Here is a 23919-nt window from a genome sequence, read left to right on the forward strand (position 1 = left end):
GGTTTTTATCTGTTCAACCGATTGCAGAGGGTTCTTGATGAAAATGCTTCCCCTACGTGCGGCCATCGCTGCCGCGTTGCTGAGTGTCGCTGTTGGCGTCTCGGCCAAACCCTTGGTGGTCTGCACCGAAGCCAGTCCGGAAGGCTTCGACATGGTCCAGTACACGACTGCAGTCACAGCCGATGCGGTGGCCGAAACCATCTTCAATCGCCTGGCGGACTTCAAGCCCGGCACCACCGAAGTGGTTCCGGCACTGGCCGATTCCTGGGACATCAGCGAAGACGGTCTGAGCTACACGTTCCACCTGCGCAAAGGCGTCAAGTTCCACACCACCGAATACTTCAAGCCGACCCGCGACATGAACGCCGACGACGTGGTCTGGAGCTTCCAGCGCCAGCTGGACCCGAATCACCCGTGGCACAAACTGTCGAGCGTGGGCTTCCCGTACTTTGAAAGCATGGGCTTCAAGGAACTGCTCAAAAGCGTCGAGAAAGTCGACGACAACACAGTCAAGTTCACGCTGACCCGTCGCGAAGCGCCGTTCCTGGCCGACATCGCCATGGCCTTCTCTTCGATCTACTCCGCCGAGTACGCTGACCAGTTGCTCAAGGCCAACAAGACCGGCGATCTGAACAACAAGCCAGTGGGCACCGGCCCGTTCATCTTCCAGCGTTACGCCAAGGACGCTCAAGTCCGCTTCAAGGCCAACCCGGAATACTTCCGTGGCAAGCCACCGGCAGAAGCGCTGATCCTGGCCATCGCCACCGACAACAACGTGCGCCTGCAAAAGCTCAAGGCCAACGAGTGCCAGATCGCGCTGTATCCGAAACCGGATGACATCCCGAGCATCAAGAAAGACACCAACCTGAAAGTCGATGAACTGAACGCGATGACCGTGTCGTACATCGCCATGAACACCACCCACAAGTACATGAGCGACGTGCGGGTGCGCAAAGCCATCGACATCGCGTTCGACAAGGCCGCTTACGTCAATGCGCTGTTTGGCAAAGGCAATGCGACGGTCGCGGTCAACCCGTACCCGGACACCCTGCTGGGTTACAACCACGACCTGAAGAACCCGCCACGTGACCTCGACAAGGCGCGCGCCCTGCTCAAGGAAGCCGGCGTACCGGAAGGCACCACGTTTACCCTGTTCACCCGTAACGGCGGCGGTCCGACCAACCCGAACCCGATGCTCGGCGCGCAGATGATGCAGGCTGACCTGGCCAAGGTCGGGATCAAGATCGACATTCGCGTCATGGAATGGGGCGAAATGCTCAAGCGCGCCAAAAACGGCGAGCACGACATGGTTTCCGCCGGATGGGCGGGCGACAACGGCGACCCGGATAACTTCCTGACGCCTATGCTCAGTTGCGAGGCAGCCAAAAACGGCGAAAACTACGCGCGCTGGTGCAGCGAGAAATTCCAGGCGCTGATCGACGAAGCCCGCGCTAAAGTAGATCCGGCCGAACGCGCCAAGCTGTACGAACAAGCCCAGGTAGTCTTTAACCAGGACCAACCGTGGATCAGCATGGCCCACACCCGTATGTTTACCGCAATGCGCAACAACGTAGAGGGCTATCACATTAGCCCCCTCACCACGAATAACTTCGCCACCACTCAGGTGAAGTAAATAAGAAAACGCCCGGTGTCTCTGATCCCAGAAACACCGGGCACGCCTAACCGGCTGATGAGGTAGCACACAAGATGTTTAGTTTTATTGCCCGCCGACTGGGGTTGTTGATCCCCACGTTTTTCGGCATCACCCTGCTGACTTTCGCGTTGATTCGCATGATTCCGGGCGACCCCGTGGAAGTAATGATGGGCGAACGTCGGGTCGACCCCGAAATGCACGCCCAGGCAATGGAACGCCTTGGTCTGAACAAACCCCTGTATGCCCAATACCTGGATTACATCGGCAAGTTGGCCCACGGCGACCTTGGCGAATCCCTGCGTACCCGTGAAAGCGTCTGGACCGAGTTCAGCTCTCTATTCCCTGCGACCCTGGAACTGTCCATGGCCGCGCTGTTGTTCGCCGGCATCCTGGGCCTTCTGGCCGGGGTGATCGCGGCACTCAAGCGAGGATCCCTGTTCGACCATGGGGTGATGGGCATCTCCCTGGCGGGATATTCGATGCCGATCTTCTGGTGGGGCCTGATCCTGATCATGTTCTTCTCGGTGTCCCTGGGCTGGACCCCGGTGTCCGGGCGGATCGACCTGCTGTACGACATCGAGCCGCGCACCGGTTTCATGCTCATCGACACCTTGCTGGCCGATGACGTCGGTGCGTTCTTCGATGCCCTGCATCACCTGATCCTGCCGGCCATCGTGCTTGGCACCATCCCGCTGGCCGTTATCGCGCGGATGACCCGTTCGTCGATGCTCGAAGTGCTGCGTGAAGACTACATCCGTACCGCCCGTGCCAAAGGCCTGTCGCCGGCGCGCGTAGTGTTCGTGCACGGCCTGCGCAACGCGCTGATCCCGGTACTGACCGTGGTCGGCCTGCAAGTCGGCACGCTGTTGGCGGGTGCGGTCCTGACCGAAACCATTTTCTCCTGGCCCGGCATCGGCAAATGGCTGATCGAAGCCATTGGCGCACGGGACTATCCCGTGGTGCAGAACGGCATCCTGTTAATCGCCTGCCTGGTGATTCTGGTCAACTTCGTAGTGGACATCCTCTACGGCTTTGCCAACCCACGCATTCGTCACCAGCGCTGAGATCCTCATGACCATGACCACTCAAATTCCAGCGGCAGCAGTCGATCAAAGCCTGCTGTACCCGTCTCCGTACAAAGAATTCTGGCAAGCCTTCTCCAAGAACAAAGGTGCCGTCGCCGGCCTGCTGTTCATGCTGCTGGTGATTTTCTGCGCGATCTTCGCGCCATGGGTTGCCCCACATAACCCGAGCGAGCAATACCGTGACTTCCTGCTGACCCCACCGTCCTGGCTGGAAGGCGGGCAAATCCAGTTCCTGCTCGGCACCGATGAACTGGGTCGCGACCTGCTGTCGCGCCTGATCAACGGTTCGCGCCTGTCCCTGCTGATCGGCTTGTCGTCGGTAGTGATGTCGCTGATTCCGGGGATCCTGCTGGGTCTGTTCGCCGGGTTCTTCCCGAAGGTGCTTGGTCCAACCATCATGCGCCTGATGGACATCATGCTGGCCCTGCCGTCCCTGCTGCTGGCCGTGGCGATTGTCGCCATCCTCGGCCCTGGCCTGATCAACACCATCATTGCCATCGCCGTGGTTTCGTTGCCGTCCTATGTCCGTCTGACCCGCGCTGCGGTGATGGGCGAACTGAACCGCGACTACGTGACCGCCGCGCGCCTCGCCGGTGCCGGCCTGCCACGCCTGATGTTCGTCACCGTGCTGCCCAACTGCATGGCGCCGCTGATCGTACAAGCGACCTTGAGCTTCTCCTCGGCGATTCTCGATGCCGCCGCCCTGGGCTTCCTGGGCCTTGGCGTACAACCGCCAACCCCTGAGTGGGGCACCATGCTGGCTTCGGCTCGCGACTACATCGAACGCGCCTGGTGGGTGGTAAGCCTGCCTGGTCTGACCATTTTGCTCAGCGTGCTGGCAATCAACTTGATGGGCGACGGTCTGCGCGATGCGCTGGACCCGAAACTCAAGAACGCCGCCTGAGGAGATTCAAATGTCACTGTTAGAAATCAAGAATCTCAACGTTCGCTTTGGCGACAAGAACGCCGTTCCGGTGGTCGACGGGCTCGACATTACCGTGGACAAGGGCGAAGTCCTGGCCATCGTTGGCGAGTCGGGTTCGGGTAAATCCGTGACCATGATGGCGCTGATGGGCCTGATCGAACATCCAGGGATCGTCACCGCCGACGCCCTGAATTTCGACGGCAAGAACATGCTCAAGCTCAGCAACCGTCAGCGTCGGCAGATTGTCGGCAAAGACCTGGCCATGGTGTTCCAGGACCCGATGACCGCGCTGAACCCGAGCTACACCGTCGGCTTCCAGATCGAAGAAGTGCTGCGCCTGCACCTCAAAATGTCCGGCAAGCAAGCGCGCAAGCGTGCCATCGAGCTGCTGGAAAAAGTGGAAATCCCGGGCGCCGCCAGCCGCATGGAGGCCTACCCGCATCAACTGTCCGGCGGTATGAGCCAGCGTGTCGCGATCGCCATGGCGATTGCCGGCGAACCGAAATTGCTGATCGCCGACGAACCGACCACCGCGTTGGACGTGACCATTCAGGCCCAGATCATGGACCTGCTGCTGGCCTTGCAGAAAGAGCAGAACATGGGCCTGGTGCTGATCACTCACGACCTCGCGGTCGTAGCCGAAACCGCTCAGCGCGTGTGCGTGATGTACGCCGGCCAAGCGGTGGAAGTCGGTCAGGTGCCACAACTGTTCGACATTCCGGCGCACCCGTACAGCGAAGCGCTGCTCAAGGCGATTCCGGAACACAGCCTCGGCGCCACGCGCCTGGCCACGCTGCCGGGTATCGTTCCCGGTCGTTATGACCGTCCGCAGGGTTGCCTGCTGTCGCCGCGTTGCCCGTACGTGCAGGATTCCTGCCGCCAGCAACGTCCTGGCCTTGACCCGAAAAGCAACAGCCTCGCCCGCTGCTTCTACCCGCTGAATCAGGAGGTGGCGTAATGGCCGTCGTACTTACCGCCCGCGACCTGACCCGTCACTACGAAGTGTCCCGTGGCCTGTTCAAGGGCCATGCGACCGTGCGCGCCCTGAACGGTGTGTCGTTTGAACTGGAAGCCGGCAAGACCCTCGCGGTCGTGGGCGAATCGGGTTGCGGCAAATCCACCCTGGCCCGGGCCCTGACGCTGATCGAGGAGCCGTCCTCCGGTTCCTTGAAAATCGCCGGACAAGAAGTGACCGGCGCCGACAAGGCGCAACGCAAGCAACTGCGCAAAGACGTGCAGATGGTGTTCCAGAGCCCGTACGCCTCGTTGAATCCACGGCAGAAAGTCGGTGACCAACTCGGCGAACCGCTGCTGATCAACACCAACCTCTCCGCCGCCGAACGTCGCGAAAAAGTCCAGGCGATGATGAAGCAGGTGGGCTTGCGTCCTGAGCACTACCAGCGTTATCCGCACATGTTCTCCGGCGGTCAGCGCCAGCGGATCGCCCTGGCTCGCGCGATGATGCTGCAACCGAAAGTGCTGGTGGCGGACGAACCGACCTCGGCGCTGGACGTGTCGATCCAGGCCCAGGTGCTGAACCTGTTCATGGATTTGCAGCAAGAGTTCAACACCGCCTACGTGTTCATCTCTCACAACCTGGCCGTCGTCCAGCACGTGGCCGATGACGTGATGGTGATGTACCTCGGTCGCCCGGTGGAAATGGGCCCGAAGAGCGACATCTACGAGCGTCCGCTGCACCCGTACACCCAGGCGTTGCTGTCGGCCACCCCGACCATTCACCCGGACCCGAACAAGCCGAAGATCAAGATCGTCGGCGAATTGCCCAATCCGCTGAATCCGCCGTCGGGTTGCGCGTTTCACAAGCGTTGCCCGTACGCGACCGAGCGTTGCAGCACTGAAGAGCCGGCTCTGCGCCTGCTCGACAGCCGCCAAGTGGCTTGCCACTACGCCGAGCAATTCCTCGACGGCGCGGCATAAAAAAACGCGCCTCTTTCAACGGGGCGCGCTTTTGATGAGTTGACCAAACCCCTTCTACCTGGATTGCGCATCAGTCCGGTGGAAGGGGTTTTCTTTTGCCTGCGGTTTAGGTCTGGCTGTCGCCTTCTTCGTCATCGTCGGTATCCGGCTCATCGGTGGTCGAGTCGTCATCACCGGCGCTGCCACCCTGCCCCTTATCACCGCCCTCGGAGTCGTCCGCAGCGATCATCATGCCCGTGTGCACCACCTGCCCGCTTGAAGCCTGCTCACCATGGGCCGGGCAATCCGCCCACGCCGCCGACATGCCGACGGACAGCATCACCAAAACCTTCAGCAGCAACACAATGCGTTGAAAAATGCTCATAGCCGATTCCATCCTTTCTGAGATGCAGCATAAGTGCCTGACGGCGCATGACCCGAGTGCCGTGGCGCTGAATGAAATCTAGTTCCGATCGGCCGGGTTCTCCAGATAGGACGCTGACGGAAGGTGGGAATTGCCGTTAATGGGCAGATTGGTTTGGAATAGGGACTATGCCGAACAGCAATTTCAGAGCTCGATACTTTGATCGTTCCTACGCTCCGCGTGGGAATGCCTCAATGGACGCTCTGCGTCCGCTCTTGGGACGCGGAGCGTCCCGGGCTGCATTCCCACGCAGAGCGTGGGAACGATCAACATAGGGGGGATTTTTCCTTTGCGTAATAAAAAACCCCGCAGCTTTCGCAACGGGGTTTTGGGTACAGCCATCAGACCTTAATGATGCTCACGGGTCGCACGGAATTTCACGTCCGGCCAGCGCTCTTCCATCAGCGCCAGGTTGACCCGGGTCGGCGCGAGGTAGGTCAGGTGACCGCCGCCGTCGATGGCGAGGTTTTCCACGGCCTTGACCTTGAACTCTTCCATCTTCTTCTTATCGTCGCAATCGATCCAGCGCGCGGAGTACACGGTGATCGGCTCGTAGGAGCACTCGACCTTGTATTCCTCTTTCAAGCGGCTGGCGACCACGTCGAACTGCAGCACACCGACGGCGCCGAGGATGATGTCGTTGCTGCGCTCCGGGAAGAACACCTGGGTCGCGCCTTCTTCGGCCAATTGCTGCAAGCCCTGGCGCAGTTGCTTGGATTTCAGCGGATCGCGCAGGCGCACGCGGCGGAACAGTTCCGGGGCGAAGTGCGGGATGCCGGTGAAGCTCAGGGCTTCGCCTTCGGTGAAGGTGTCGCCGATCTGGATGGTGCCGTGGTTGTGCAAACCGATGATGTCGCCGGCGAAAGCCTCTTCCAGTTGCTCACGTTCGGAGGAGAAGAAGGTCAGCGCGTCGCCGATCCGCACGTCTTTGCCGGTGCGCACGTGGCGCATCTTCATGCCTTTTTCGTATTTGCCGGAGCAGATACGCATGAAGGCGATGCGGTCGCGGTGTTTGGGGTCCATGTTCGCCTGGATCTTGAACACGAAGCCGGCGAATTTCTCTTCAACCGGTTCCACGGTGCGCTCGTTGGCGACACGGGCCAGAGGTTTCGGCGCCCAGTTGACCACGGCGTCGAGCACGTGATCGACACCGAAGTTGCCCAATGCAGTCCCGAAGAACACCGGTGTCAGTTGGCCGTCGAGGAATTCCTGTTGATTGAATTCGTGACAGGCGCCCTGCACCAGTTCCAGTTGATCGACGAAGCGATCGTATTCGTCGCCCAAGTGCGCGCGGGCTTCGTCGGAGTCGAGCTTCTCGATGATTTTCACATCGGTGCGCTCGTGGCCGTGACCGGCGGTGTACACGATGATGTAGTCGTCGGCGAGGTGATAAACACCCTTGAAGTCGCGGTAGCAACCGATCGGCCAGGTGATCGGTGCAGCCTTGATCTTCAGGACGGCTTCGATTTCGTCGAGCAGTTCGATCGGGTCGCGGATGTCACGGTCGAGTTTGTTGATGAAGCTGACAATCGGCGTGTCCCGCAGACGGCAGACGTCCATCAGCGCGATGGTCCGAGGCTCAACACCTTTACCGCCGTCGAGGACCATCAGCGCCGAGTCCACTGCCGTCAGGGTGCGGTAAGTATCTTCGGAGAAGTCTTCGTGGCCCGGGGTATCGAGCAGGTTGATCATGTGGTCGCGATACGGGAACTGCATGACCGACGTGGTAATCGAGATACCGCGCTGCTTTTCCATTTCCATCCAGTCGGACGTTGCATGGCGGTCGGATTTACGTGATTTCACCGTGCCCGCAATCGCAATCGCCTTGCCCATCAGCAAGAGCTTCTCGGTGATGGTGGTTTTACCGGCATCGGGGTGGGAAATAATGGCGAAAGTGCGGCGTTTCGCGACTTCGGCGGCCTGTTTGGTCATGGGAAATCGCCTGGCAGGTGATTCAAAAAAGGGCGGCGAGTATAGCGCAAACCGAGCGTCACGGACCACCGCTCGCCCAGTCGCCCATGGCGATTAACGGGACCGTTGGGAGATCAAGGGTGGCTAATTGCTGCTAATTATGGAACCTTTTAAAAGGTGCAGACGTCCACTCCCCTGTTACGGCACTCGTATCAGGGGCTGATAAATCAGCAAGTTAGCCTGACGAGGCTGCGCTTATGGCTCGATCTCATGCGGTTTTACCAGCATGAAGAGCTGCTTCTCGCGAACGTCGATATCCCGGCAGCCAGTGATGGCATTGCCACAAAGGACTGCGTTCGCCGACCAAGAAAAAAAAGGAGTCCGCCTGTGGCGATTCGCTATGGCAAGGGGCTTATAGGAGGTGCGGTTGTCGTCGCACTCCTGGCCCTGCTGGTCCATTGGATTGGCATCAACACGATCGAACATTACCGCGACGATTTGTTGTTTTACCTGCAAGCTCACTTGATTCTCGTCCTTGTTTCCATGCTGGCCGCCCTCGTTGTGGGCATCCCCGCCGGTATCTTCCTCAGCCGCCCGACCATGGTGGGCCGCGCTGAACGCTTCATGCAGATCTTCAACATCGGCAACACCGTGCCGCCTCTCGCCGTACTGGCCATCGCCCTGGGGATTCTGGGCATCGGCAGCGGCCCCGCGATCTTCGCCCTGTTCCTCGCCTCGCTGTTGCCGATCGTGCGCAACACCTATGAAGGCCTGAAAAACGTCCAGGGTTCGCTGAAAGAAGCGGCCGTCGGCATCGGCATGACGCCAACGCAAGTGCTGTGGCGGGTCGAACTGCCGAACGCGGTACCGATCATCATCGGTGGCGTGCGTGTGGCCCTGGCGATCAACGTCGGTACCGCACCGTTGGCATTCCTGATTGGCGCCAATAGCCTGGGCAGCCTGATTTTCCCCGGCATCGCCCTGAACAATCAGCCGCAACTGCTGCTCGGCGCGGCTTGCACCGCCCTGCTGGCCTTGCTGCTCGACGGCCTGGTGACACTCGCCAGCCGCCTCTGGCTCGAACGCGGCCTACGCCCGTCTTAAGCCTCGGCAAAGGAATTTTTATGAAGAAATTAAGCTTTCTAATAGGCTGCGCCCTGCTGTTTGCAGGATTTGCCCAAGCCGCTGAAAAACCCGTGATCCGCATCGGCGCCCGGGTGTTCACCGAACAAACCCTGCTGGCGGAAATCACCTCCCAATACCTGCGCACCAAGGGTTACGACACCCAGGTGACCGGCGGTCTGGGCAGCAACCTGGCCCGCAGCGCCCACGAAAGTGGCCAGCTGGATTTGATGTGGGAATACACCGGCGTGTCGCTGGTGGCTTACAACCACATCACTGACAAGCTCGACAGCGCTCAGTCCTACGCCAAGGTGAAAGAACTCGACGCGAAAAAAGGCCTGGTCTGGCTGACACCGTCGAAGTTCAGCAACACCTACGCCCTGGCCCTGCCGGAGAAAACCGCGCAGGCCTATCCGCAGATCAACACCATCAGCGAGCTGAACACGGTGCTGCAGGCTGAGGCGAAGACCAATCACCTCGTGGCCCTGGACACCGAGTTTGCCAACCGTTCCGACGGTCTGGACGGCATGGTCGACCTCTACGGCATGAACCTGACCCGCAAGAACATCCGGCAGATGGACGCCGGTCTGGTCTACACCGCCCTGCGTAATGGCCAGGTGTTTGCCGGTCTGGTTTACACCACGGACGGTCGCTTGAACGCCTTCAAGCTGAAACTGCTCGAAGACGACAAGCACTACTTCCCGGACTACACCGCCGCGCCGGTGGTGCGTCAGGTTTACCTCGACGCTCACCCGAATCTTGCCGAAGAACTCAAGCCACTGGCTGAACTGTTCGACGACGCCACCATGCGTGCGCTGAATGCGCGGGTCGATGTCGATCACGAAAGCCCTTCATCGGTTGCCGCAGATTTCCTGCGTCAGCATCCGATCAACTGAGGAGGAGAAGACATGGAATTTTTGAACGCCTTTTCCCATCTCGACTGGCCGCAGGTCCTGCACCTGACCTGGCAGCACATCACCCTGGTCGGCATCGCCGTGACCTTGGCGATCCTCGTCGGCGTGCCCCTGGGCATCGTGATGACGCGCTTCCCGTCGCTCGCCGGTCCCTTGCAGGCCAGCGCCACGGTGCTGCTGACCGTGCCGTCGATTGCGCTGTTCGGCCTGTTGCTGCCGTTCTACTCCAAGTTCGGCCAGGGCCTGGGCCCGATGCCGGCGATCACCGCCGTGTTTCTGTACTCGCTGCTGCCGATCATGCGTAACACCTACCTCGCCCTGACCGGCGTCGAACCGGGCATTCGCGAAGCCGCCCGCGGCATCGGCATGACCTTCGGCCAGCGCCTGCGCATGGTTGAACTGCCGATTGCCGTGCCGGTGATCCTCGCCGGTGTGCGCACCGCCGTGGTCATGAACATTGGTGTCATGACCATCGCCGCGACCATCGGTGCCGGTGGCCTCGGTGTACTTATTCTCGCTTCAATCAGCCGCAGCGACATGTCGATGCTGATCGTCGGCGCCGTGCTGGTCAGTCTCCTGGCCATCTTCGCCGACCTGCTTCTGCAATGGCTGCAACGCACGCTGACTCCTAAAGGACTGCTCAAATGATCGAACTTCAAAACCTCAGCAAGACCTTCCAAAGCAACGGCAAAGATGTGAAAGCCGTGGACTCGGTAAGCCTGACCGTCAATGAAGGCGAAATCTGTGTGTTCCTCGGGCCATCGGGCTGCGGCAAAAGCACCACGCTGAAGATGATCAACCGCCTGATCAAGCCGACATCCGGCAAGATCCTGATCAACGGCGAAGACACCACCGACCTCGACGCCGTGACCCTGCGTCGCAACATCGGTTATGTGATCCAGCAGATCGGTCTGTTCCCGAACATGACCATCGAGGAAAACATCACCATCGTTCCGCGCCTGCTGGGCTGGGACAAACAGAAATGCCACGACCGCGCCCGCGAGTTGATGAGCATGATCAAGCTCGAACCCAAGCAGTACCTGAATCGCTATCCGCGTGAGTTGTCCGGCGGCCAGCAGCAGCGGATCGGCGTGATCCGGGCACTGGCGGCGGATGCGCCGCTGTTGTTGATGGATGAGCCGTTCGGCGCGGTCGACCCGATCAACCGCGAGATGATCCAGAACGAGTTCTTCGAGATGCAGCGCGCGCTGAACAAGACCGTGATCATGGTCAGCCACGACATCGACGAAGCGATCAAGCTGGGCGACAAGATTGCGATCTTCCGCGCCGGCAAGCTGTTGCAGATCGACCACCCGGACACCCTGCTGGCACACCCGGCGGACGACTTTGTGAGCAACTTCGTCGGCCAGGACAGCACCCTCAAGCGTCTGTTGCTGGTGAAAGCCGAAGACGCGGCGGACAACGCGCCGTCGGTGAGCCCGGAAACCCCGGTGGCCGAGGCCCTGGAGCTGATGGACGAACTGGACCGTCGTTATGTGGTGGTCACCGATGGCGAGAACAAGGCGTTGGGTTATGTACGACGTCGCGACCTGCACCGTCAGGCCGGTACGTGCGCGCAATACCTGCGCGAGTTCAACGCCACCGCCGCGTTCGACGAGCATTTGCGCATCCTGCTGTCGCGCATGTACGAGTTCAACCGCTCGTGGTTGCCGGTGATGGATGCCGAGCGGGTGTTCCTGGGAGAAGTGACCCAGGAATCGATTGCCGAGTACCTGAGCTCCGGCAAGTCCCGTGGCGGCAAGACCAGCATTGTTTCGCCGGCTGAGGCTGCGGTCGCCTGATCTGACGCCTTCGCGGGCAAGCCTCGCTCCTACAGGTGCGGTGTCGTACGCAACATCACGGCATACCGAAAACCTGCAGGAGCGAGGCTTGCCCGCGAATGGGGCACCACAAATCCCCTTGAAACACCTCAAATTGATCGTTCCCACGCTCTGCGTGGGAATGCCGCCCGGGACGCTCTGCGTCCGCCCTTTGAGACGCGGAGCGTCTGTTGATGCATTCCCACGCAGAGCGTGGGAACGATCATTCGAGGGAACATCACACTGTCATGCAGGTCGGTTACATCAGTAGCTGTCCGGGACCGCACGACGGAAGCGTGCAAAAACGCGACATTTTTAGTTGATCTCAAGCCCCTCACGCCCTAAAGTTCGCGCCGAACGTCCATGCTGGAAACGATCCATCCGGCTCAAGTACTGACGACGAGACAGCAAGGCCAAGGGCAGCACCGCCTCCCGTGGCCTTTTTGCTTTCGGCGACATGCCTTGGGAAGTAGGCGAACCAAAGTGGGGATACGGAGGACGTTCATTTGCACCCATTTATTTACTCAGTTTGCCAGTAGGAGTCCCAAGCATGTCGATCAACGTCGAAGACTATTTCGCGCGCGATACCTTCAACAAAATGAAGGCATTTGCCGACAAACAAGAAACCCCGTTCGTGGTGATCGACACCGCGATGATCAGCCAGGCCTATGACGACCTGCGCGCCGGTTTCGATTTCGCCAAGGTCTACTACGCGGTCAAGGCCAACCCGGCCGTCGAAATCATCGACCTGCTCAAAGAGAAAGGCTCGAACTTCGACATCGCCTCGATCTACGAGCTCGACAAAGTGATGAACCAGGGCGTCGGCCCGGATCGCATCAGCTACGGCAACACCATCAAGAAATCCAAGGACATCCGCTACTTCTACGAGAAGGGCGTGCGCCTGTACGCCACCGATTCCGAAGCCGACCTGCGCAACATCGCCAAGGCTGCACCGGGTTCGAAAGTCTACGTGCGCATCCTCACCGAAGGCTCGACCACCGCCGACTGGCCGTTGTCGCGCAAATTCGGCTGCCAGACCGACATGGCCATGGACCTGCTGATCCTCGCCCGTGACCTGGGCCTGGTGCCGTACGGCATCTCGTTCCACGTTGGCTCGCAACAGCGCGACATCAGCGTCTGGGACGCGGCGATTGCCAAGGTCAAAGTGATCTTCGAGCGCTTGAAAGAAGAAGACGGCATCCACCTGAAGCTGATCAACATGGGCGGTGGCTTCCCGGCCAACTACATCACCCGCACCAACAGCCTGGAAACCTACGCTGAAGAAATCATCCGTTTCCTCAAGGAAGACTTCGGCGACGACCTGCCAGAAATCATCCTCGAGCCGGGCCGTTCGTTGATCGCCAACGCCGGGATCCTGGTCAGTGAAGTGGTATTGGTCGCGCGTAAATCCCGTACCGCCGTCGAGCGTTGGGTGTACACGGATGTGGGCAAGTTCTCCGGCCTGATCGAAACCATGGACGAAGCCATCAAGTTTCCGATCTGGACCGAGAAGAAAGGCGAGATGGAAGAAGTGGTCATCGCCGGTCCCACCTGCGACAGCGCCGACATCATGTATGAAAACTACAAGTACGGTTTGCCGCTGAACCTGGCGATTGGTGATCGTTTGTACTGGTTGTCCACCGGTGCCTACACCACCAGTTACAGCGCGGTTGAATTCAATGGCTTCCCGCCGTTGAAATCCTTCTACGTGTAAGTACTGCACGCGCAAATCAAAAAGCCCATGACGATTCATGGGCTTTTTTGTTCCTGCGATCTGATCGCAGCCTTCGGCATCTCCGGGGAGTGTGTCGTTTGTCAGGGCTGTGTTAGTTCGGCGCAGCGTTTGGCGTAGTCAGCGGCCAACTCGCGAATGCGTGGATGCGCTGCGTTCAATAGCGTCTGACTCGCCACCTTCAGGAAATTCAGATTCCCGCCGGCCAGCGCCTTGCGCAACCAGTCCAGCGCGTCTTCGATATTGCCTTCATCCGCGAGTACCGCGGCGTAGCTGAATTGCCCTCGAAAATCCCCACCGAGCGCCGAGCGTCGATACCAGTCGCGTGCAGCCTGCGGGTCCGCCGGGTACACCCGCCCGTCTTCCAGATAACGCCCGAGCAGGTTCATCGATTTCGCGTGGCCCAGTTCAGCGGCATTGCGATAAAGACTCAGCGCTTGCGCCTGGTCTTCAGCGACACCGCGCCCGGTGGCCAGCAGGTTGGCGTAGTTGTACATCGCCCAATCCAGCCCCTGCTCAGCCGCGAGTCGATAATGCCCCGCCGCCGTCGCAGCATCCGCCGCACACCCCCAGCCATGCTCATGACAACGACCGAGCATGTTGCGCGCCATCAGGTGCCCGCCCTGAGCGGCGATGCCGAACCAACGCACGGCCAGCGGCTGATCCTGTTCGATGCCCTGCCCGTCCAGCAGGATCTGCCCCAGCAAGGCCTGGGCCTCCACCACGCCTTCGCCGGCCGCGATCAGAATCGCCTGGGCCGCGCGCGCCGGACTTTCTTCGAGCATGGCTTTGAGGCGATCACCGTCGAGCACTTCTTCGCGGCGCAGTTGATAACTCATACCTCGACCCAGCGGCGCAGCAGGTTGTGATAAGTGCCGGTGAGGCGGATCAGCGACGGGTGGTCGGGCAGGTCCTGGGTCAGTTGCTGGATCGCCCCGTCCATCTCGAACAGCAAGGCGCGCTGGCTGTCCTCGCGGACCAGGCTTTGGGTCCAGAAGAACGACGCATAACGTGTTCCACGCGTGACGGCGTTGACCTTGTGCAGGCTGCTGCCGGGGTACAGCACCAGGTCGCCGGCGGGCAACTTGACCCGTTGGGTGCCGAAGGTGTCCTGGATTTCCAGTTCGCCGCCGTCGTAGTCCTCCGGTTCGCTGAAGAACAGTGTCGCCGACAGGTCAGTGCGTACCCGCTCGATACTGCCCTGGGGCTGGCGCACCGCGTTATCGATATGGAAGTCGAAGCTGCCGCCCGCCGTGTAACAGTTCAGTAACGGCGGGAAGACTTTGTGCGGCAGCGCGGCCGACATGAATTGCGGATTTTTCCACAGCCGCTCAAGCATGGCCGCGCCGATCTCCTTGGCCAGTGGATGACCTTCAGGCAGTTGCAGATTGTGCTTGGCCTTGGCTGACTGGAAGCCGGCGGTGATCTTGCCGTCCGCCCAATCAGCCTGTTCCAGCGCCTCGCGGATGCGCTGCACTTCTTCTTTCGCGAACACGCCGGGAATGTGCAGCAACATGAGGACGAGACCTGATTTCAAAGAGGCGCCAATGGTATTGATTCTTATTGCCCGTGTAAAACCCCGCAGACGAATGAGCCAACAAAAACCGTAAGGTCAAAGTGTAAAGAATGTAAATTTGTCGCGAATAGCAACGTTTCGCAATTGATACAAATACCTGTTTACCCTATATTCCGCGGCCTCAAATCCTTGGGGAGGGGAATTCACATGTCACGCCAACAACCACAATTACCGGTCAGTTCACCACGTTTGCTCGCGTCTGCCATTGGTATGGCGATCACTGCGGGCTCCGCGGGCCACATGGTTTTCGCTGCCGAGAAGACTGACGAAAAAGCCCCAGGCAATGCGATTTCCCTCGACGCCACCAGCGTTGTTGGCGTGCAGCAAGACACCTCCTACAAAACCGATACCTCGGCCTCCAAGAAATACACCGCCCCCCTGCGTGAAACGCCGAAAAGCGTCACCGTGATCCCGCAGCAAGTCATCCGCGATACCGGCGCTACTAGCCTGGTCGACGCCTTGCGCACCACGCCGGGCATCACCTTCGGTGCCGGTGAAGGCGGCAACCCGGCAGGCGACCGTCCGATCATTCGTGGCTTCAACGCTGAAAGCGACACCTTCGTCGACGGCATGCGCGACCCGGCGTCCCAGAGCCGCGAGATTTTCAACGTCGAATCGATCGAAATCAGCAAGGGCCCAGGCTCGGCCTTCACCGGCGCTGGTTCCACCGGCGGCAGCCTGAATCTGGTGAGCAAGACCGCCAAACTCGGCAACTTCTACAACGGCGGCTTCACCTGGGGCTCGGACCAGACCAAGCGCACCACCCTGGACCTGAACCAGCAGATCAACGACACCTCGGCCTTTCGCCTGAACCTGATGAAGCACGAAGCCAACGTCGCCGGCCGCGATGCCGTGGACGTCAGCCGCTGGGGCGTGGCGCCGACCTTCTCCTTCGGCCTGGGCACCGACACCCGTGTGACCGTCGGTTACTACCACGTCGAAACCGATGACATGCCGGACTACGGCGTGCCGCTGACCTTGAGCCCGAATCGCAGCAAGTACCACGTCGACAAGCCGGCCAACGTCAATAAAGACAACTTCTACGGCCTCACCGGCCGCGACTATCGCCAGACCGAAAACGACAGCGGCACGATCAAGATCGAACACGATCTGAACGACGACCTGACCGTTTCCAACAGCTTCCGCATGTCCCGCTCGACCCTCGACTACATCGTCACCAACCCGGATGACAGCAAGGGCAACGTGGCCAATGGCAGCGTGTACCGTGGCTCGAAAAGCCGTAACTCGACGTCCAGCGGCTGGGTCAACCAGACCGACCTGAGCGCCAAGTTCAACACCGGCGCTATCGAACACAGCCTGGTCACCGGTCTGGAGTTTTCCTATCAGGACACCCACAACCGCCCGTACATCCTGACCTCGACGGCTGCCGGCACCACTTGCAACCGCGCACTGTTCAATTCTGGCGACTGCACCAACCTGTACAAGCCGACGCCTGGGGATAACTGGTCGGGCACGATCAAAGACAGCAACGCCTTCACCGACACAGACACCAAGACCGCTGCGGCCTATGTGTTCGATACCCTGAAGTTCAACGAGCAATGGTCCCTGAACCTGGGCCTGCGCTACGACAACTACCAGACCGAATCCAGCGGCTACGCCAATGCGGGGCGTAGCACACCTGCGGGCAGTTTCTCCCGCGAGAACACCAGCGACCTGGTCAACTACCAGATCGGCGTGGTCTACAACCCGTTGCCGAACGGCAGCGTGTACGCGGCCTATTCCACCTCCAGCAACCCGGCCGGCGAAACCAGCGGTAACGGCGGCCTGGAACTGGCGGCGAACAACAGCGATCTGGACCCGGAAAAGAACCGTAACTACGAGATCGGCACCAAGTGGGACTTCTTCGGTGACGACCTGTCGCTGACCGCCGCGCTGTTCCGCACCGAGAAAACCAACGCGCGTATCGACGATCCGGACGGCGCCACCACCCAAGTGCTCGACGGCGAACAAACCGTCAACGGCCTGGAACTGACCTACACCGGCAAGCTGACCCGTAACTGGAAAGTCTTCGGCGGCTACACCTATATGGAAAGCGAAGTGGTCAAGACCACCCTCGCCGCCGACAAAGGCAACCACATGCCGAGCACGCCACGGAACAATTTCACTCTGTGGTCGACGTATGACCTGATCCCGGAGAAGTTGACCATCGGCGGCGGCGCGACCTTCGTCGACTCGCAGTTCGGCAACGTCGCCAACTCGGTGGAGATCCCGTCCTACTGGCGCTACGACGCCATGGCCAGCTACGCGCTGACCAAGAACGTCGACCTGCAACTCAACGTGCAAAACCTGACCGACAAGCGTTACTTCGACCAGGTGTTCCAGACGCACTATGCCCACGTGGCGGCGGGTCGTACCGCCTTGCTGAGCGCCAACTTCCACTTCTAACAGGGAGTCGGTCGTCGAATGCATAACTGTGGCGAGGGAGCTTGCTCCCGCTGGGTGGCGAAGCCGCCCCAAAACCAGGCACTGCGGTTTTCCCCTTAAACCGTATTGCCCTTTTGGGGAGTCCTTCGGCCTCCAGCGGGAGCAAGCTCCCTCGCCACAAAGGCAACATTCGGTCTTAACGCCCCGTTCATTGAATTGAACGGGGCTTTTGTGCGTAATAAAGAATGTTTCTCGACAACCCACGGCATAATGCGCGCCGTGATGATTACTTTCGAACGAACAAGGCGAGTGACGTGTTGAAGAAAACCCTGTTCCAGTTGCACTGGTTCTTTGGCATCAGTGCCGGGCTGGTCCTGGCCCTGATGGGCATCACCGGTGCGGCCTATTCGTTTCAGGATGAAATCCTGCGGGCGCTGAATCCATCTGTGTTGCAGGTGGAGAAACAGGTCGCCGGTGTGCTGCCGCCCGCCGAACTGGTTGAACACATCGAAGCCGCCTCCGGCAAGAAAGTCTCGATGCTCTGGGTCGAAACCGACAGCGGCAACGCCGCGCGGGTGATCTTCACCCCGCCACCGGGCGAACGTCGCGGCGAGATGCGTTACTTCGACCCGTACACCGCCGAGTTCCTGGGCGACGCCACCGGCCAGGACTTCTTTGGCTTCATGTTGCAGTTGCACCGCTTCCTCGCGATGGGTGATACCGGGCGGCAGATTACCGGCGCGTGCACGCTGCTCCTGGTGTTCTTCTGCCTGTCCGGCCTCTACCTGCGCTGGCCGCGCCAATGGAATAAATGGCGTGCCTGGCTCACTCTCGACTGGAAGAAAAAAGGCCGCAGCTTTAATTGGGATCTGCACTCGGTGGCCGGCACCTGGTGCATGCTGTTTTACCTGTTGGCCGCGCTGACCGGGTTGTCCTGGTCCTACGAGTGGTACAACAAGGGCCTGACGCAATTACTCTCCGACGCGCCGCAGAACGAGCGGGCGCGCAACCGTGGCCCGGCGCCCAGCGGTCCGGCGCCGAGCGCCGATTACGCGGCGATGTGGAGCAGCATCTACAGCGCCGCCGGCCCGAACCTGTCTGCCTACAACATCCGCATGCCACCGCTGGCCGGCCAACCGGCGACCGTGTTTTACCTGTTGAATACCTCGCCCCATGACCGCGCGCTGAACGAGATCAGCCTCGATCCGGCGACCGGCATCGTCAAACGTCACGATCGCTACAGCGACAAGAGCTTCAAGGCGCAACTGCTGACCAGTATTTATGCGCTGCACACCGGCAGCTACTTTGGCATCGTCGGACGGATCATCCTGACCGTCACCGCGCTGACCATGCCGTTGTTTTTCATCACGGGCTGGCTGCTGTACCTGGATCGTCGACGCAAAAAACGTCAGATCAAGGATGCGCGCAAAGGCCTGGCGCAACCGGGCGGCGATGCGCCGGCGTGGCTGATCGGCTTCGCCAGCCAGAGCGGTTTTGCCGAGCAACTGGCGTGGCAGACCGCGGGGCAATTACAGGCCGCCGGGTTACCGGTGAAGGTGCAGCCGCTGGCGAGTGTCAGCGAGCAGGATTTGCAGGACTCGGACAACGCGTTGTTCGTGGTCAGCACCTTCGGCGACGGCGAAGCGCCGGACAGCGCCCGGGGTTTCGAACGCAAAGTGCTGGGGCGGGCGTTGAGCCTGGGCAGTTTGAATTACGCGGTACTCGGTCTCGGTGACCGCCAGTATCAGCACTTCTGCGGTTTCGCCCGGCGCTTGCACACCTGGCTCGGCGAACACGGCGGCAAGACCCTGTTTGCCCCGGTGGAAGTCGACAGCGGCGACCCTTACGCCTTGCGCCACTGGCAGCAGCAACTCGGCCTGCTGACCGGACAGGCCCCCGTGGACACCTGGCAAGCGCCCCACTACGACAACTGGACCCTGGCCCGCCGCGAGCTGATGAACCCTGACAGCAGCGGTGCGCCGGTGTACCTGCTCGGCCTCATCGCCCCGACCACCAGCAGTTGGCTGGCCGGCGACCTGGTGGAAGTCATGCCGCGCAACTGCCCATGGGCGATCGAAAATTTCCTCGATGGCCTGGGGATTGATGGTCGGGCCAGTGTTGAACTCGATGGTCTCTCGCAACCGCTGGACCAGGCGCTGGCCAGTCGGCAGCTCCCCGAGAACCGCACGCATCTGGTCGGCCTGCATGCCCAGGCGCTGGTGCAGGCATTGGTGCCATTGGCAATGCGCGAATACTCCATCGCCTCGATCGCCGCCGACGGCGTACTGGAACTGATCGTGCGCCAGGAACTGCACCCCGACGGCAGCCTCGGCATCGGCTCCGGCTGGCTGACCGAGCATGCGCCAGTGGGCGGCAGCATCAGCCTGCGAGTGCGGCGTAACAGCGGTTTCCATCTGCCGGTGGAACCGGTGCCGATGATCCTGCTGGGCAACGGAACGGGCCTGGCCGGGCTGCGCAGTTTGCTTAAAGCGCGGATTGCCGACGGGCAGCAGCGGCATTGGCTGCTGTTTGGCGAACGCAATCGCCGGCATGACTTCCTGTGTCGCGATGAGTTGGAAGGCTGGTTGATTGAAGGTGATCTGGAACGACTGGACCTGGCGTTTTCACGGGATCAGGCCGAGAAGATCTACGTCCAGGATCGCCTGCGCGAATCGGCCGTCGAGCTGAAGAAGTGGCTGGCCGAGGGTGCCGTGATCTACATCTGCGGCAGCTTGCAAGGGATGGCATCGGGGGTGGATCACGTGCTTAACGAAGTGTTGGGGATTGAAGAGGTTGACCGGTTGATCGAACAAGGCCGCTACCGCCGCGACGTTTACTGACACCTCAAGCCAGATCGTTCCCACGCTCCGCGTGGGAATGCCGCCCGGGACGCACCGCGTCCCATCAAGAGCCGAACGCAGAGCGTCCGTTGAGGCATTCCCACGCAGAGCGTGGGAACGATCTCCCCCTCACCTCAAACCGGCTGCAACTTCTGCTCAAACACACTCACCCCATCCAGATCCCGCAACACCACACTCATCTCCCCCGTCTGCCCTTCAATATTCACCTCACCAAAAAACTGAAACCCGGCAAACGGCGAGGTGTTTTGCGCTGGCGGTGCTTTCTCGAACACCACTTCCGGGCCAAAGGTTTTATCCAGCGGATTTGGCCCGAAGCTCCCGGCATTCAACGGTCCGGCGACAAACTCCCAGAACGGTTCGAAATCCTGAAACGCGGCGCGATCCGGGTGGTAGTGATGCGCCGCGCAGTAGTGCACATCCGCCGTCAGGAACACGAAATTGCGTACCTGTTGCTGACGCAGAAAACCCAGCAACTCGGCGATTTCCAGCTCGCGTCCCTGGGCCGGTCCCGGATCACCGTTGGCCACCGCTTCCCAGCGCGCGACGCCCGGGCTGACTTCACCATCCGGCACGCCGAGACCAATCGGCATGTCGGCGGCGATGACTTTCCATTGCGCCGTTGAGGCTTTCAATGAAGCCTTCAGCCAGTCCAGTTGCTCGCGGCCGAGAAACGGTTTTTCCCCGCCGAGGTTGGCGTCATTCGCCCCGCGATAACTGCGCATATCGAGCACGAACACATCAAGCATCGGCCCATAGCTCAGCTGGCGATAAATCCGCCCGCCGTTGTCGGCGCTCTGCAAACGCATCGGCGCGTATTCGAGCCAGGCCTGACGCGCGCGGCCGACCAGGCTGTGGATATCTTTGCTCTTGTAGCGCTCGTCGAGTTGTTTACCCGGCGACCAGTTGTTCACCACTTCGTGGTCGTCCCATTGCCAGATTTGCGGCACCTCGGCGTTGAAGCGGCGGATGTTTTCGTCCATCAGGTTATAGCGATAGTTGCCGCGATATTCGTCGAGGGTTTCCGCGACTTTGCTCTTGGCTTCGCTGGTGATGTTGCGCCACACCCGACCGCTCTCGGTGGTGAGTTGTGCCGGCACCGGGCCGTCGGCGTAGATGGTGTCGCCGCTGTGGATAAAGAAATCCGGCAGGCGCAGGCGCATGGCTTCGTAGATGCGCATGCCGCCGATGTCCGGGTTGATGCCGAAGCCCTGGCCGACGGTGTCGCCGCTCCACACAAAACGAATGTCGCGCCGGGCCGTCGGCACGCTGCGCAAGTGGCCGAACCAGGGTTCGCTGCTTGTGCCGTTCTGGGCGTCTTCGAAGTGCACGCGGTAGAAAATCGCCTGATCGGCGGGCAGGCCGGTGAGTTCGACCCGGGCGGTGAAATCGGTGCGCGAATCCGCCAAGGGCGAGACGAATCGACGAGGATTAGTGAACAGGCTGCGGGTGTCCCATTCCACCACCATCCGTGCGGGGCGGTCGCTGCGACTCCAGATCATCGCCCGGTCGCCCAGCAAGTCGCCGGACTGCACGCCGTCGGTGAGTTGCGGCCGATCCTTGACCGAAGCGATCACCGCCGGGGCCAGGCCGGGCAGCAACAATCCGGCGCCAACCGCTTGCATGACACGCCGGCGACCGAGGTTGAATTCGCTCATGGTGTTCTCCCTGGAAAAGGGAAACTAAAGCATGTGCGCATGACGCCCGTGTGAAACGCGCCCCCTGTAGGAGCGAGGCTTGCCCGCGAAGGCGGTGTGTCATTCAACATAGATGTTGAATGTGACGGCCTCTTCGCGGGCAAGCCTCGCTCCTACAAGGGGTGGGTGTCAGGGGTAAGTGGCAGGGTGTCAGGCCTTCGCGGGTTCCAGCGCCAACTCCACCCCTTCCGGCCGCTTGAGCAGTGCATACGCCACCGCCGTCAGCAAACTCCCGGCCACGATGGCGAGCAGATACAGCAACGCATGGTTGATCGCATTCGGGATCATCAGCACAAACAACCCACCGTGCGGTGCCATCAGTTTGCAGCCGAAATACATCGACAACGCACCGGTCAGCGCACCACCGGCAATGCTCGCCGGGATCACCCGCAACGGGTCTTTCGCCGCAAACGGAATCGCCCCTTCAGAGATAAAGCACAGCCCCAACACCAATGCCGCTTTACCGGCCTCGCGTTCAGTCTGGGCGAACTTGCGCCGGGCAATAAACGTCGCGATGCCCAGGCCAATCGGCGGCACCATGCCGGCGGCCATGGTCGCTGCCATCGGCGCATAGCTCTGCGACGCCAGCAGCCCGACGGAGAACGCATAAGCCGCCTTGTTGATCGGCCCGCCGAGGTCGACGCACATCATCCCGCCGAGCAGCACACCGAGCAGGATCGCGTTGGTGGTGCCCATGCTGTCGAGGAAGTGCGTGAGCGCTTCGAGCATCCCCGCCACCGGTTTGCCGACCACATAAATCATCACCAGACCGGTGAACAGACTCGCGAACAACGGGATGATCAGGATCGGTTTCAGCGCCTCAAGACTTTGCGGCAATCGCGCATAACGGTTGATTGCCTGGGCCGCGTAACCGGCGATGAAACCGGCAAGGATCCCGCCGATAAAACCGGCGCCCAAGGTACTCGCGAGCAAACCACCGATCATCCCTGGCGCCAGGCCCGGACGGTCGGCGATGGAGTAGGCGATGTACCCCGCCAGCAACGGCACCATCAACTTGAACGCGGTCTCGCCGCCGATTTGCATCAGTGCGGCGGCGAGCGTGCCCGGTTCCTTGAACGCGGTGATGCCGAACACGAACGACAGCGCGATCATCAAACCGCCCGCCACCACCATCGGCAGCATGAACGACACCCCGGTCAGCAGGTGTTTATAGACGCCGGTTTTCTCTTGCTTGGCCGGCCCCTTGGCCCCCGTCGCAGCGCTTTCCTGCTTGCCTTCGGCCAAGGCTTTATTGAGCGTGGCTTCGGCCTGTTTCAACGCGATCCCAGTGCCGCAACGGTAAATCTTCTTGCCGGCAAAACGCTCGGTGGCAACTTCGATATCGCAGGCCAGCAGCACCACGTCGGCCTCGGCAATTGCCGTTGCGCTCAGGGGATTGCGCGCACCGACCGAGCCCTGGGTTTCCACTTGCAGGTCGTAGCCCAGACGCTTGGCCGCTTGCTGCAAGGCTTCGGCGGCCATGAAGGTATGGGCAACGCCAGTTGGGCACGCGGTGATTGCGACCAGGCGTGGTGCGTTTTTGGCGGCCACGACAGGTTCTTCGACCGCTTCGGCGGCGATGTAAATCTCGGCCTCTTCAGCGCCCCGACGCAACACCGCTTCAACATCTTGCAGGGCCTGGGCCGGGGTGCTGCGAAACACCCGCTTGCCGACAAATCGCGACATGTCCACCGGCGTGCTGGTCACCAGCAACACCCACTCGGCGGACTCAATCGTCGCCGCCGACAACTGACGTTCCGGGTGTGCTGCATCGTTGACTTCGACGCAAGTGCTCCAGCCCTGACGCTGGGCCGCGGCGTCGAGCAGCCGCGCGCGCAGCACACTGGTGACCATGCCGTTCGGGCAGGCCGTAACAATGGCTAACTTCATGACAACCCC

Annotated in this window: 18 protein-coding genes; 12 read left to right on the top strand and 6 right to left on the bottom strand. The window is 60.7% G+C overall.

Going from position 1 to position 23919, the window contains the following annotated elements:
• Positions 1 to 37 precede the first annotated feature (37 nt).
• From FQ192_RS05040 to FQ192_RS05060, 5 genes are all read left to right on the top strand, one after another.
• A complete protein-coding gene (locus FQ192_RS05040; protein WP_149657615.1) occupies positions 38 to 1633 on the top strand; it encodes an ABC transporter substrate-binding protein in 1596 nt (531 codons plus the stop codon).
• Between the two features lie 74 nt (positions 1634 to 1707).
• Complete coding sequence (locus FQ192_RS05045) at positions 1708 to 2718, top strand: ABC transporter permease subunit (RefSeq protein ID WP_054049982.1); 1011 nt, start codon at positions 1708 to 1710, stop codon at positions 2716 to 2718.
• A 13-nt stretch (positions 2719 to 2731) separates the two neighbouring features.
• Positions 2732 to 3643 (top strand): ABC transporter permease subunit, encoded by a 912-nt coding sequence (locus tag FQ192_RS05050; RefSeq protein WP_149657744.1) that lies wholly within the window; start codon positions 2732 to 2734, stop codon positions 3641 to 3643.
• A gap of 10 nt (positions 3644 to 3653) precedes the next feature.
• A complete protein-coding gene (locus tag FQ192_RS05055; RefSeq protein ID WP_123598728.1) occupies positions 3654 to 4622 on the top strand; it encodes an ABC transporter ATP-binding protein in 969 nt (322 codons plus the stop codon).
• On the top strand, positions 4622 to 5602 hold the full coding sequence (locus FQ192_RS05060; protein WP_149657616.1) for a peptide ABC transporter ATP-binding protein: 981 nt from the start codon (positions 4622 to 4624) through the stop codon (positions 5600 to 5602). Before FQ192_RS05055 ends, FQ192_RS05060 begins: the two co-directional genes overlap by 1 nt.
• Before the next feature lie 106 nt (positions 5603 to 5708).
• Here the strand turns inward: FQ192_RS05060 and FQ192_RS05065 are convergent, their stop codons facing one another.
• Both FQ192_RS05065 and FQ192_RS05070 read right to left on the bottom strand, forming a co-directional pair.
• Complete coding sequence (locus FQ192_RS05065) at positions 5709 to 5966, bottom strand: hypothetical protein (RefSeq protein ID WP_149657617.1); 258 nt, start codon at positions 5964 to 5966, stop codon at positions 5709 to 5711.
• 387 nt (positions 5967 to 6353) lie between these two features.
• Positions 6354 to 7937, bottom strand: coding sequence for a peptide chain release factor 3 (locus FQ192_RS05070; RefSeq protein ID WP_149657618.1), 1584 nt, complete (start codon positions 7935 to 7937; stop codon positions 6354 to 6356).
• Positions 7938 to 8303: 366 nt separating this feature from the next.
• Here FQ192_RS05070 and FQ192_RS05075 point away from each other — a divergent pair, with 366 nt between their 5' ends.
• The 5 genes from FQ192_RS05075 (at position 8304) to FQ192_RS05095 (ending at position 13486) form a co-directional block, all read left to right on the top strand.
• Positions 8304 to 9020: an ABC transporter permease gene (locus tag FQ192_RS05075; protein ID WP_054049992.1), complete on the top strand. Its 717-nt coding sequence runs from the start codon at positions 8304 to 8306 to the stop codon at positions 9018 to 9020.
• A 20-nt stretch (positions 9021 to 9040) separates the two neighbouring features.
• Complete coding sequence (locus tag FQ192_RS05080) at positions 9041 to 9934, top strand: glycine betaine ABC transporter substrate-binding protein (RefSeq protein WP_149657619.1); 894 nt, start codon at positions 9041 to 9043, stop codon at positions 9932 to 9934.
• A 12-nt stretch (positions 9935 to 9946) separates the two neighbouring features.
• Complete coding sequence (locus FQ192_RS05085; RefSeq protein WP_149657620.1) at positions 9947 to 10600, top strand: ABC transporter permease; 654 nt, start codon at positions 9947 to 9949, stop codon at positions 10598 to 10600.
• Positions 10597 to 11754 (top strand): betaine/proline/choline family ABC transporter ATP-binding protein, encoded by a 1158-nt coding sequence (locus FQ192_RS05090; RefSeq protein ID WP_149657621.1) that lies wholly within the window; start codon positions 10597 to 10599, stop codon positions 11752 to 11754. Before FQ192_RS05085 ends, FQ192_RS05090 begins: the two co-directional genes overlap by 4 nt.
• Before the next feature lie 568 nt (positions 11755 to 12322).
• Positions 12323 to 13486 carry a type III PLP-dependent enzyme gene (locus FQ192_RS05095; protein WP_123405201.1) on the top strand — a complete coding sequence of 388 codons (1164 nt, stop codon included), beginning with the start codon at positions 12323 to 12325 and terminating at the stop codon, positions 13484 to 13486.
• A 101-nt stretch (positions 13487 to 13587) separates the two neighbouring features.
• Here the strand turns inward: FQ192_RS05095 and FQ192_RS05100 are convergent, their stop codons facing one another.
• Both FQ192_RS05100 and FQ192_RS05105 read right to left on the bottom strand, forming a co-directional pair.
• Entirely contained in the window at positions 13588 to 14343 is a 756-nt protein-coding gene (locus FQ192_RS05100) for a tetratricopeptide repeat protein (RefSeq protein WP_149657622.1), read from the bottom strand.
• Complete coding sequence (locus FQ192_RS05105; RefSeq protein ID WP_149657623.1) at positions 14340 to 15020, bottom strand: Fe2+-dependent dioxygenase; 681 nt, start codon at positions 15018 to 15020, stop codon at positions 14340 to 14342. The genes FQ192_RS05100 and FQ192_RS05105 overlap by 4 nt, the downstream gene beginning before the upstream one ends.
• A 207-nt stretch (positions 15021 to 15227) precedes the next feature.
• On the opposite strand from FQ192_RS05105, the gene FQ192_RS05110 reads away from it, so the two are divergent.
• The gene (locus FQ192_RS05110; RefSeq protein WP_149657624.1) at positions 15228 to 17486 is read left to right on the top strand and encodes a TonB-dependent siderophore receptor; all 2259 of its coding nucleotides are present in this window, start codon (positions 15228 to 15230) and stop codon (positions 17484 to 17486) included.
• A gap of 293 nt (positions 17487 to 17779) precedes the next feature.
• Complete coding sequence (locus tag FQ192_RS05115; RefSeq protein WP_149657625.1) at positions 17780 to 20305, top strand: sulfite reductase flavoprotein subunit alpha; 2526 nt, start codon at positions 17780 to 17782, stop codon at positions 20303 to 20305.
• 134 nt (positions 20306 to 20439) lie between these two features.
• On the opposite strand, the gene FQ192_RS05120 is transcribed toward FQ192_RS05115, so the two are convergent.
• Both FQ192_RS05120 and FQ192_RS05125 read right to left on the bottom strand, forming a co-directional pair.
• Positions 20440 to 21981, bottom strand: a complete 1542-nt coding sequence (locus tag FQ192_RS05120; protein WP_149657626.1) for an alkaline phosphatase — start codon at positions 21979 to 21981, stop codon at positions 20440 to 20442.
• A 189-nt stretch (positions 21982 to 22170) separates the two neighbouring features.
• Positions 22171 to 23910 carry a PTS fructose-like transporter subunit IIB gene (locus FQ192_RS05125; protein ID WP_149657627.1) on the bottom strand — a complete coding sequence of 580 codons (1740 nt, stop codon included), beginning with the start codon at positions 23908 to 23910 and terminating at the stop codon, positions 22171 to 22173.
• Between the last annotated feature and the right edge of the window lie 9 nt (positions 23911 to 23919).

Origin of the sequence: Pseudomonas sp. ANT_J12 (assembly GCF_008370045.1) — a bacterium.
Taxonomy (GTDB): domain Bacteria; phylum Pseudomonadota; class Gammaproteobacteria; order Pseudomonadales; family Pseudomonadaceae; genus Aquipseudomonas.